10 protein-coding genes and 2 pseudogenes are annotated in these 10,199 nt (G+C 58.0%); 7 read left to right on the top strand and 5 right to left on the bottom strand.

What is annotated here, in order from left to right; translation table 11 throughout:
* From APR53_07590 to APR53_07580, 3 genes and pseudogenes are all read left to right on the top strand, one after another.
* Positions 1 to 913, top strand: a pseudogene (locus tag APR53_07590).
* Positions 914 to 1,047: 134 nt separating this feature from the next.
* On the top strand, positions 1,048 to 1,299 hold the full coding sequence (locus tag APR53_07585) for a hypothetical protein (GenBank protein KQC05441.1): 252 nt from the start codon (positions 1,048 to 1,050) through the stop codon (positions 1,297 to 1,299).
* A gap of 51 nt (positions 1,300 to 1,350) precedes the next feature.
* Complete coding sequence (locus APR53_07580; GenBank protein KQC05442.1) at positions 1,351 to 2,163, top strand: N-formylglutamate amidohydrolase; 813 nt, start codon at positions 1,351 to 1,353, stop codon at positions 2,161 to 2,163.
* A 31-nt stretch (positions 2,164 to 2,194) separates the two neighbouring features.
* Here the strand turns inward: APR53_07580 and APR53_07575 are convergent, their stop codons facing one another.
* Positions 2,195 to 2,680, bottom strand: a complete 486-nt coding sequence (locus tag APR53_07575) for an alkyl hydroperoxide reductase (protein ID KQC05440.1) — start codon at positions 2,678 to 2,680, stop codon at positions 2,195 to 2,197.
* 247 nt (positions 2,681 to 2,927) lie between these two features.
* Here APR53_07575 and APR53_07570 point away from each other — a divergent pair, with 247 nt between their 5' ends.
* Positions 2,928 to 3,251: a hypothetical protein gene (locus tag APR53_07570; GenBank protein ID KQC05439.1), complete on the top strand. Its 324-nt coding sequence runs from the start codon at positions 2,928 to 2,930 to the stop codon at positions 3,249 to 3,251.
* 3 nt (positions 3,252 to 3,254) lie between these two features.
* Positions 3,255 to 5,642, top strand: a complete 2,388-nt coding sequence (locus APR53_07565) for a hypothetical protein (GenBank protein ID KQC05438.1) — start codon at positions 3,255 to 3,257, stop codon at positions 5,640 to 5,642.
* A gap of 55 nt (positions 5,643 to 5,697) precedes the next feature.
* On the opposite strand, the gene APR53_07560 is transcribed toward APR53_07565, so the two are convergent.
* The 4 genes from APR53_07560 to APR53_07545 all read right to left on the bottom strand — a co-directional run bounded on the left by APR53_07560 (position 5,698) and on the right by APR53_07545 (position 8,902).
* Positions 5,698 to 6,552 carry a prenyltransferase gene (locus APR53_07560; protein KQC05437.1) on the bottom strand — a complete coding sequence of 285 codons (855 nt, stop codon included), beginning with the start codon at positions 6,550 to 6,552 and terminating at the stop codon, positions 5,698 to 5,700.
* A gap of 434 nt (positions 6,553 to 6,986) precedes the next feature.
* Positions 6,987 to 7,394 carry a hypothetical protein gene (locus APR53_07555; GenBank protein KQC05436.1) on the bottom strand — a complete coding sequence of 136 codons (408 nt, stop codon included), beginning with the start codon at positions 7,392 to 7,394 and terminating at the stop codon, positions 6,987 to 6,989.
* A gap of 123 nt (positions 7,395 to 7,517) precedes the next feature.
* Positions 7,518 to 7,943, bottom strand: coding sequence for a hypothetical protein (locus APR53_07550; protein KQC05435.1), 426 nt, complete (start codon positions 7,941 to 7,943; stop codon positions 7,518 to 7,520).
* Positions 7,944 to 8,155: 212 nt separating this feature from the next.
* The gene (locus APR53_07545; protein ID KQC05434.1) at positions 8,156 to 8,902 is read right to left on the bottom strand and encodes an SAM-dependent methyltransferase; all 747 of its coding nucleotides are present in this window, start codon (positions 8,900 to 8,902) and stop codon (positions 8,156 to 8,158) included.
* Positions 8,903 to 9,080: 178 nt separating this feature from the next.
* Between APR53_07545 and APR53_07540 the strand changes: the two genes are divergently transcribed.
* Positions 9,081 to 9,500, top strand: coding sequence for a pyridoxamine 5-phosphate oxidase (locus APR53_07540; protein KQC05433.1), 420 nt, complete (start codon positions 9,081 to 9,083; stop codon positions 9,498 to 9,500).
* Positions 9,501 to 9,761: 261 nt separating this feature from the next.
* Positions 9,762 to 10,199 (top strand): annotated as a pseudogene (locus APR53_07535).

The raw sequence follows: 10,199 nt of genomic DNA, 5'->3' as shown, positions 1-10,199 counted from the left end.
CAATCGGGCATTTTTACGCGCGTACGCAAAAATCCCCGACCATGACGTCCTTTTTTTCATGACGCCCACGCTCTCGTCGCTGGAACGGTTCTCGACGACCATCCGTGTCGACGGCCGGGAAGCACTGATGTACGCACTCCTGCCGATATACGCCGGCCTCCGGAGATGCGCGAACACCTGCTACCTGTACCAGCCCGATCCGGACGGTACCTGCCAAACTCCTGCCCTCCTTCCGGGATTTCACCGGGATGACGCACTGGTCGCACGGGTCCTTGATGATGCGGTGGAGAGCGGTGCGGTGGTGGTGCTTGCCTATTCGGCGCTCTTTCTCCGGTCCGTTCTGGATGCCTGCCGGGAACGGTCGTACGATTTCGGCGACAGGATCGTCATCGCGACGGGCGGCGGCGGCTGGTCGGGAAGAAAATCGGTATCCCGGGCCGATCCGATCGACAAGGCCGCATTCTGCGAAGAACTCACGAAAGTGTTCGGCATCTGGAATCCCGAACGCCAGATACTGGATATCTACAGCTCCGCGGAAACGGGGACGGCGCATTCGGGGTACTTCGACAGAAGCCTCGGCGATTACGTATTTGACGTCAATCCCGATGTAAAACTCTATGCACTCTCTCCGGAATCCGGTGAGCCGGCCGGAAAGGGTGAAACGGGAATCCCCCGGACCATAACGCCCCACGGAACGGAAGGGGCCGCCGCTGCCGTGATCGACCAGGAGGATGACTGCATCACCGTTCTCTCGACCAACCGGGACGGCTCGGTGCGGCAATTCTCGGGTATCACCCGGATTCCCGGTGCCGGCGTCCCCGGCCTGAATGTCTGGATGGAAAGCGACTGGGACGGGTGCCCGGTCGATCTCCTTGCGATGGTCACCCGCCACGCTCTCTCGTACTTCGACTGATTCCGGTGCGGGAAAACGCTGCAGGGAACGGGTGTCTCCCTCTGCGTCGAAAAGGGGGGTTTCGGGTACCGTGGGGAGTCCCCTTTTCCGGTATTGAGAAATACCTTCTCTCCGATTTCCTGCCAGGTATGGCCATGCAGCTGAAAACCATCAAATTCGGGATCGATTGCGGGCTGATCGTGACATTTGTGCTCGTGTTCGTAACCGGCATCATCAAATGGCCGGGATTTTTCGCGAACACCGGGCTCTCCCACCTGGTGCTCCCGATGAACCAGATCAGCCTGATCCATGACCGGAGCGGGTTCCTCTTCGGGATAATCGTGATAATTCACCTGCTGCTGAATGCCAAATGGCTGGTATCGACCGGAAAGGGACTCTTCCGGTAGCCCGGGCAGCTCCCGCAACTCTTATGCCGGATGGATATCAACGGCTCTGAGATGACGGCGTTTCCGGCCGGTCCCGGCGGGTATCCTTTTCTCATCTCCATTCCCCACGGTGGCACGAAAATTCCCGGCGAACTCTCGGGCCGGATCGCCCTCTCGTCCGGCGAGGTGGCCTACTACAGCGATCCCCACACCCGCCGGTTGTTCGATTTCGGGAACCGCGTGGCGGCATGTGTCACCGCCGACGTCTCCCGGACGGCGATCGACGTCAACCGCTCCCCGCTTCACCTCCCCCCGGCGTACCCCGACGGCGTGCTCAAGACCGTGACCGTCGGCGGAACACCGGTTTACCGGCCCGGCTCCTTTCCCGACGAACCCCTGATCCACCTGCTCCTCCTCCGGTATTACTTCCCGTTCCACATCAGGATAAAAAACGCCCTCGAAGAGGGAACCATCCGGATCGGTTTCGACTGCCACAGCATGCTGCCCGAAAACCCGCCGGGAAAGAAGAACCCCGGCACCGCCCGGCCGCTTATCTGCCTCTCGAACGGCGGCGACAGGGACGGAATGCCGAGGCCGGGGAAGATGCCGGTGACCTGCCCGCCCGAATGGATGGCGGCTCTCGCGGCCCGGTTTTCGGCGGAGTTCGGGGAGGGTTCGGTGCGGCTGAACGATCCGTTCACCGGCGGATTTATCTCGCGGTTTCATTACCGGCGGCACCGGATCCCGTGGGTGCAGTGCGAAGTGAACCGGTGCCTGTACGAGGCGGAGGATGGTAGTGCGGATTCGGAGAGGATAGAGGCGGTGCGGGAGGCGGTGTTTTGGGCCCTGGCGGGATTCTGGGGTGATATGGCGGGTGGAGAATGACGGTGTTTGCATTGCCGTTTCTCCTGCAAGATTATGCTGCATCGTCTGCTTTCAGTGCCTCGAGCTTTGCCTTCACCTCGGCCACATGCCCCTTCACCTTCACCTTCCGCCACACGGCGGCGACCGTTCCCTCGGTATCGATGATGAAAGTGCTCCGTTCGATTCCCATGTACTCCTTTCCGTACATCTTCTTCGGGACCCAGGCACCATAGGCCGCGATCACCCGGTGATCCGGATCGGCGAGGAGACGGACGGAGAGGTTTTGCTTTTCGGCGAACCGCTTGTGGCTCGTAACTGAATCCGGGCTGATGCCGATGATTGCGGCCTCGAGGCGGGCAAAGTCCTCCATCTCGTCGGAAAAGGACCGGGCCTCGAGCGTGCATCCCGATGAGTTGTCCTTCGGGTAGAAGTAGAGGATGAGCCAGCGATCTTTGAAATCCGCAAGGCAGACTTCTTTTCCGTCCGCGTCCGGAAGGCAGAAGGCCGGGGCCGGCATGCCGCGTGTGAGTTCTGTCATGGGAGTTCCTCCTATCCGTGATGTGAAAAGGATATCGCAGTGTTCAGGTAATGGGTTGGTTTTTCATGAATCTTTTATCTGCCCGAAGTGAAAGGCCGTTCACCGTCATTTTTTTGAAACTGGTTATAATGGCAAAACAGACGTTTATTATGGTGCGTGGCTAAACAATAACTTTTTTATACTTATAGGGTATTATACCTTTTTGTACCTTAATACATCATGATACATAGAAATAGACCTCTCAACCATGGCCCCACAGAACAATCATCAGGATCCTCCGAAAAAGGATAGCAATAAAAAGGCAGCGTCATCTCCGGGAGAGGAGTATCTCAAGGCACTCGGGCGCCGCAGGTCCTCCCAGTCGCACCGGATTTTTTCGGATCAGAATTTTTATGCCATTCCTGAAGTAGCAGAACGGCTCAAGATCACCGAAGAACTGGTCCGCGAACTGATCCGGCGGGGTGAGCTTCACGCGTACCGGATCGGAAAGGCCTACCGGATCACTGACGATGATATCGATGCATTTCTCGAATCATGCAGCACCGGACATGAGAGGCCCTGGGGGGAATAACACATGGCGATCAATGCACTCTTTTACGAAAACAGCATCCCGAAAGGGACAGGTATCCTCGAAATACCCGGCGATGACGTGGGATCAGGGTTATTCATACCGCTCCATGCAACAGCCATCACCGGAACCTTTCATGGTCCGCTCGGATCTCTCATTCTTACCCAGACTTTTCGCTTTGCAGGCACGGCACTGGACCGGCCGGTGGAAGCGATATACCGGTTCCCGCTGCCGGGCGATGCGGCGGTCACCGGCGTGGTGGCGACCTTCGGGGACGAGACCGTCCGTACACGGCTTGCCGAACGAAGCACTGCCGAAGAGGAGTACGACAATGCCTTCAAAAAAGGGAAACGGGCCGTCCTGGTCACTCGTGAATCTGCCGACGTCTTTACCCTCCACCTGACCGGCATCCCGCCCGATACCGATGTCGTGGTGTGCACCAGCGTTGCACTCCTCGCCCGGGCCGTCCCGAACGGATGGGAGATACGCCTTCCTGTGACGATAGCGCCGCGGTTTGTCCGGCACGATGAGGATCACCCGGGCGTCCAGGCCAATCCGCTGCTTACGGTTGTTGATCCCGGGTACCGTGCTTCACTGGATCTGGTGCTGCAGCCTGCAGCGGATATTACCGTATCCCCACCCGCGGCTCTGGTAACCCGGACCGCCGATGAAACACGGGTTAAGATCGAGAACACCAGACCCGACCACGATCTCGTCGTCCGGTGGGCAGCCGCTGCCGGGGGTGACTGGCTGACGGCCTGGGCCGCAACCGATCCGGACAGCTCTTTCACGTATCTCCTTGGCCTCATCACGCCACCGGACGGCGTTCCCGAACAAAGAATCCCCCGCGAAGTTATCATTCTCGCGGACCAGTCCGGCTCCATGTCGGGCAAAAAGTGGGACGCGGCAGCGAAGAGCATTCTCGCATTTCTCGATGATCTCGAATCTGACGAATCATTCAATCTCTGCCTGTTCTCGAACGAAGCCCTCTGGTTCAGCCCGCGTGGCCCTGTTGCTGCCACCCGGGAGGCAATCCAATCAGCACAGCGGTTTGTCCGGACGACGTCGCTCTTCGGGGGCACCGAACTGGGGGTTGCGCTTGAGCAGGCGCTCCGCCAGCAGCGGAAATCCGGCGAATACTCCCGCCATGTGCTTGTCGTCACCGACGGTCAGGTCACCGATGAAGCCCGCCTCTTCCGCCTTGCCGAAAGCGAGGCAGCTGTTGTGTCACCCCGCCGGCTGAGCGTCATCTCCATCGATACCGCCCCCAACGCCCATCTGGCCCTCGAGCTGGCACGGCTCGGCGGCGGGGTTGCAAAGTTCCTTTCCGATGAAGGGGATGTTGCGTTGGCACTTGAAGAGCTGTTCTCGTTCTGGCAGCCGCCGGTACTTGCGAATGCGCACCTCACCGTAAATCAACCCGGGATCGAGGTGGCGGAGTTGCGGATGCTGCCCGGATCCGATAACCGTGCCGTCGATATCGGGGACCTGCGCCCGGAAACGCCGGTTTTTCTCGTATGCCGGCTGCCGTCCGCTGTTTCGGCCCCGGTGCTTACGCTGGCCGCACGGGACGAAACACCCGTCGCACGCGTTTCGCCTTCTGCCGGCAACGTTGCCCTGTGTACTGCCCTGAAGGTAGCCTTCGGGGCGGGCCGTCTCCGGGCCCTCGAGTACCTGCATTTGGCATGGTATGCCGACAGCGACCTTGCCGATCATATACGAGAGCTCGGGTATACTGTCCCTCCGCCTGATTCCTCCCTGTATCCGGAGAACCAGGGCCAGGCCCTCCGTGACCATCTCGACCGTCTTCTCGTCGATGAGTCGCTCCGCTATGGCATCCCCTCGACCCGTACCGCCTTTGTCGGCGTTTCCGAAACGAAGGGAACGGTGCCGTCGGTCACGGTTGCCGTCCCGAACGCACTCCCGGGCGGATGGGAAGCGCAGCAGCCCGTTTCCGTCTGCCATTGCTGTATGCCGATGGTTAATGAGCTTGATAGCGTGTATGGAGGGATCCATGCAATGCAAATCTCCGAACCGCCGGCTGCCCGGTGGCCAAAGACGACGAACTGGACAATTCCGGCCCTTGATGTCTGGAACGGCGAAGCGGTTCTCATCGAATCGTATCTCATACGGAAGGGAACCTACACCGTCATTCTGGCCTTTTCGGACGAGATATCGGGAGATGACAGTGTCGTTACGGCATACCTCGATGGCGACGAGATCGAGTCATGGATCGGTGAGGCCCTGAATGCGGAAAAAGGGGCAATCCTGCTTTCCATCACCGTGCCACGCACCGGCCTTCTGGATGTTGTAGTTCGGGATCCGTCGGGGGCATGGGCGGGGCGGGAGATAGCGGTCTCGGTGCGAAAAGATATCGCCGGGAACAACCGGTGAAGAACGGCAGGATTGGGTTCTTCCCCTTTTTTCTCTCCTGATGCCAGTCCTTCTCTTAAAAAAGCATGCTGACGATAAACACCGCCATAAACGCACCCCAGGTAAGGTACAGCCGGCGGACAAGCACATGCCCTTCGTCTCTCGTAGTGCTCCGGACAAGCCCGAAAGAAAAATACACCATGAACAGATCCATGATCCCGATAAGAAGAAGATAGACTGATCCCAGCCACCCCATCAGGAACGGAAGAAAGGTCAGTGCAACAAAAATACCGAATATACCGCCGGATAGACGAAGGGCACATGATTTCCCCTTTTGCATCGCGAGACTTTTCGATGTCCGCAGCGCATCGCCCTCGATATCCAGGGCATCCGAGGCGATCTCCTCGCCAAGATCAAAAAGGGCCGCCAGCGCCGCAAACGTCAGGACGACGCCGTTGATCACCCCGGCCGCGAGACCGCCGATGATAATCGTCATCCCGACGCAGAAGGCCACACTGAGGTTTCCAAAAAAGCCCGCTTCCTTGAATTTCATGTTATAGAAATGAGCAACTCCCCACACGACCGCTGCTGCCGCGAGCACCATCGGCCCGAGGAGCGTTGCGGCTGCAAGCCCCACGATCGAGAAGAGAACCACCAGAGCCCACAGTTCGGCAACGGTAATGCGGTTCGAGGGAAGGGGCCGTCCCGGCCGGTTTATCCTGTCGACATCCCGGTCAAAATAATCATTGGCAATATTTGCGGACCCGGAGATGAAAAACCCGGTCAGGAACCCCAGCAGTATCTGGTGCAGGGAAGGCACTCCCCCAAGGCCGAGAATTCCCCCGGCGACGACAAATATCCCGGCCCCGAAGACGAGGTCCAGCCTGATAAGTTCGGATATCGCACGTGCTTTCGCAAGGATGTTAACCACATCCGTTTCCTCATGATACCGTAACAGGCAACGGAATTAATACTACTGAATCGGGCCTCTGTTCAGATCCGTGACGATTCGGCGGCCGGGATAATCCGGGCGGCCGGGGATGGGTAACGTGCCTGTTCACTCGCGCTGTTGGCTTTCCTTCGCGGTGTGAATCTCCCTTCCGGCCTCTCCCTCGCGGATCATCGGCTCTTCAGAATGAAGAACGCATAGCCGTACTCGCCTCCGTACTCCCGGTGCATCTCGATCTCCCGCTCTGAGAATGCGACCAGTGCTTCCATATCGGGCGTTTATCCTGAAAGAGTGGCAGCGGCGGGGGAGGAGAGCAAAATAATCGAAGCCTTCATGTCAGTAACGAGAAGCCAGACGATGAATCCGGCAGAGGATAAGAGAGGGCAAAAAAAGGATATTGTATTAGCAAACGGTGCTCACCGCTTCTCCGGCACATTTTGGTATACAACCTGGCTCGTCCCGTCCCGGTATGTCAGGACAATAATAACTTCATCCGATTGCGTGAGAACGCCCTCATATCTCTGTCTTTCATCCAGCGGCAGATCCGCCGTCTCAAAGGAATGTGATTCGCCTTCCGGAGAAATAATCGTAAAACGAAGCGAAGCCACGTCCTCCGGCCCATGCCCGGAGCCTTCCCAGCGAGTATCGTAAACGAACATTACCAGGAGATCTGATCCATCCGCTTCCGCACCAATATGATAAGGGCAAGCCCAGGAAGTTTCTGTTCGGGGCGTCATGGAATTGAGAAGAGTAATTCCCGCCAGGATACTCACCACGATAATAATGAACGCACCTGCAATCATGAGCCGGTGTTTCTTTTCCATACTACTATATTCCGGGGCCCCGCCCTTGAATTTTGTGATTTTTCCGGGAATAAGACAGATCTGGTCCCTTTGAAAAAGAGAAGAGATTGCAGATAATGTATTCGAACCGGAGGAGCTGGTTGACTACTTCGGCACGCCGTCATAAGCGACCATTCTCGTCCCGTCGTCAAAATGTATAATGAGCCTGACAGCAGCCGATTGCGTGAAAACACCCTCTAATCTATGCTTTTCGTCTTCGATCTTCAGCACCGGATCCTGTATCTCAAAGAAGAGGGGTTCACCCTCTTCCGGTGTGATAGTGACGACCAGCGACACCGGCTTTGGTGGTTGATGAAAGAATGGATCTTTACCAGATACGCGGTAGACACCGATAAGGAGATCGGAACCATCTGCTTTTACATACGCCGTGTACGGTGTATAAGGATTGCCGGAAGCCAGTGACGTCAGGACAATGGGAAAGGTAATTCCCGCTACGACGATAATGACTGCAACGGCGATCAGGTACCAGTATTTCCTCTCCATACTACCATATTTCAGTAGTGCCCGCATTGAACCTTGTGATTTTTCCGGGAATGGGGGATGATTGTACTGACTTCCCGGATCCTTTCGGATATCTGGCACTGGTGAGAGGGACGGGTGGAAAATAAACGGGTATACGGGTGCTGAAGAGATTAGGGTAGACGAAGTCGACGGCGGGCATGGGCGAACGGGAGACGTTTACGGAGAGGGGAAAATCCGCCTCCCTTCCTCTCCCTCGCGGATCACCTCCTCCTCAGGATGAAGAACGCGTATCCGTACTCGTCCCCGTGCTCCCGGTACATTGCGATCTCCCGCTCCGAGAACGCGACAAAACCTTCTGCGTCGGGACTCCCCGCGGCCGCCTTCTTCAGGTCCGGCAGCCGCTTTTCAAGCGGCCCGTAGTAGTTGTCCCGCCACACGGACCCGGGGAGCGGGAACGTCCCGACGACCTCGTAGCCGGCGGCCCCGGCCACTGCACGGTTCTCTGCCACCCGTGTGATCGCCGGGTAGCAGTCGTTCCAGAACGCCGCCGCCTCCGGCGAGGGCCGATCGGCGAACCAGACCGCTTCGGTCGCGCAGAGATAGCCGCCCGGCCGGAGCAGCCGCTTCCACCGCCGAAGCCCTTCCGCGAATCCTACGATGAAGATCGAACCCTCCGCCCAGAGGACGTCGAAGGCCGCATCCTCGAAAGGCAGATCGTCCATGGACGCTCGCATCGTCGTGATCCGATCCGCCACCCCAGCCGCCTTCGCCTTCCGGTCAAGATCGTCGAGGAACGGCTTGTGGACGTCGACGGCGGTGATGCGGCAGTCCGGGCAGATGCGGGCCAGCTCGATCGTCTGCATTCCCGCCCCGCACCCGATGTCAAGGATCTCGGGCCGGTCAGGAAGATGTTTGAGCATCGAAAACGCCTTTCTCGTGCACTCGTTGCTGCCCGGCCCCTGGCGGGGCAGTCCTTCGTGCATGGTGAAGAGGAATGAACTATCCATTCCCGTTCATGCGTCGTCTGATCGCATAAAAGGGGCGGGTTATCGGCCGGGTTCAGCCGCCCCTGCAGAATCCCGGGCCTTACCTGCCTCACTTGCGTTCCCTGCCTGCCAGCGCACAGGTCCCACAAACCATTATCTACCCCCCGCCCTAGCCTACCGTGAAACAGGATGTGAGCACATGCCAACAAAACTTATGGAATACTTCAACAAAACACCACGGATCGGTACGCTCAGCACGGCGGACGGAGCCGGGAAAGTTAATTCCGGCGTTTTCGGCTCACCGCGCATGATTGACGAGAAGACCGTGGTGATGGGACTGGGACAGAACCGTACGTTCGCCAATCTCCAGCAGAATCCATACGCCGTGTATTTGATCGTGGAGCCGGGAGCGAGTGTCATGGAGTGGAAGGGTGTTCGGGTCTACATGGAGGCACAGAACATCGCGACATCCGGGCCGATGCTCGAAAACTTCAAAACCCAGATAGCGAAGGTTGCCGGCGAAGAGGCGGCACAGAGGATCTATGCCGCGGTAAGTTTCGGGATCATAGAGGTTCGGCCGATCTTCGATATGGGCCAGGGATGGGAGCAGTCGACGTAAATCCCTCCTCCTTCCATTTTTCCACCTTTTTTCCCTGCTCACCTGTCAGGCCCGGCTTTGCCTGACTCGGGAGACTTCGGAGTGGCGGGTTCTTCTCCCCAGTGTCCCTCACTTTCCCATCGTATTGGCCACGGATTGGAGGGATGATATGATTATATGAACAGACACACGTAGCTATACGGTAATGAATTCAGAACATCGCTGACCTCGGCTTCTTCTTGTAACTGCCTTACTCACGGTGTTCTGCGGAGATCCCTCGTCATGAATCATGAAGAAATCGCAGAAAAATGCTCGGAACTCGGATCATGGAAAACTCGTGGCGAGCTTGGGCAGGCGATTGCGGAGATCGTGCTTTCGTACTCCCCGCGGGACCTCCGGCAGATGCGCTGGAATTTCACCGGTGCCATCCGGGGTATCAACCCGGAACTGCGGAAAAAACTTGAAGAGACGATCACCGCGCACCTGCAGGGGACCTACCAGGCACTCCGGCTTATGAACCAGCAGAGGAATTTCACCCGCATGCGTGAACCTCCTGCGAAGGACGCGGGTGCATACTGGAAGATGGTGGCGGCCCGGTGTGCTGCGGACGATCTGGAAAAGGTCAGGCTGCGGTTCCTGAAATTCCTTCTCTCCGGCTTCTGCATGTTCGTTCAGGAACTCCCCGGCCACCCGGTCGGCATGCCGTTTCCCGGCGGGGAC

Origin of the sequence: Methanoculleus sp. SDB (genome assembly GCA_001412355.1) — an archaeon.
In the GTDB taxonomy this organism is placed as follows: Archaea; Halobacteriota; Methanomicrobia; order Methanomicrobiales; family Methanomicrobiaceae; genus LKUD01.
Note: the sequence above shows the minus strand (reverse complement) of the source record. Positions and strands in the feature narration are given on the sequence as shown.

Coding starts and splice junctions, on each gene's coding strand:
- APR53_07580 (KQC05442.1), top strand. CDS start 1,351: ATGACGGCGTTTCCGGCCGGTCCCGGCGGGTATCCTTTTCTCATCTCC.
- APR53_07545 (KQC05434.1), bottom strand. CDS start 8,902: ATGGATAGTTCATTCCTCTTCACCATGCACGAAGGACTGCCCCGCCAG.
- APR53_07555 (KQC05436.1), bottom strand. CDS start 7,394: ATGGAAAAGAAACACCGGCTCATGATTGCAGGTGCGTTCATTATTATC.
- APR53_07550 (KQC05435.1), bottom strand. CDS start 7,943: ATGCGGGCACTACTGAAATATGGTAGTATGGAGAGGAAATACTGGTAC.
- APR53_07585 (KQC05441.1), top strand. CDS start 1,048: ATGCAGCTGAAAACCATCAAATTCGGGATCGATTGCGGGCTGATCGTG.
- APR53_07565 (KQC05438.1), top strand. CDS start 3,255: ATGGCGATCAATGCACTCTTTTACGAAAACAGCATCCCGAAAGGGACA.
- APR53_07570 (KQC05439.1), top strand. CDS start 2,928: ATGGCCCCACAGAACAATCATCAGGATCCTCCGAAAAAGGATAGCAAT.
- APR53_07540 (KQC05433.1), top strand. CDS start 9,081: ATGCCAACAAAACTTATGGAATACTTCAACAAAACACCACGGATCGGT.
- APR53_07575 (KQC05440.1), bottom strand. CDS start 2,680: ATGACAGAACTCACACGCGGCATGCCGGCCCCGGCCTTCTGCCTTCCG.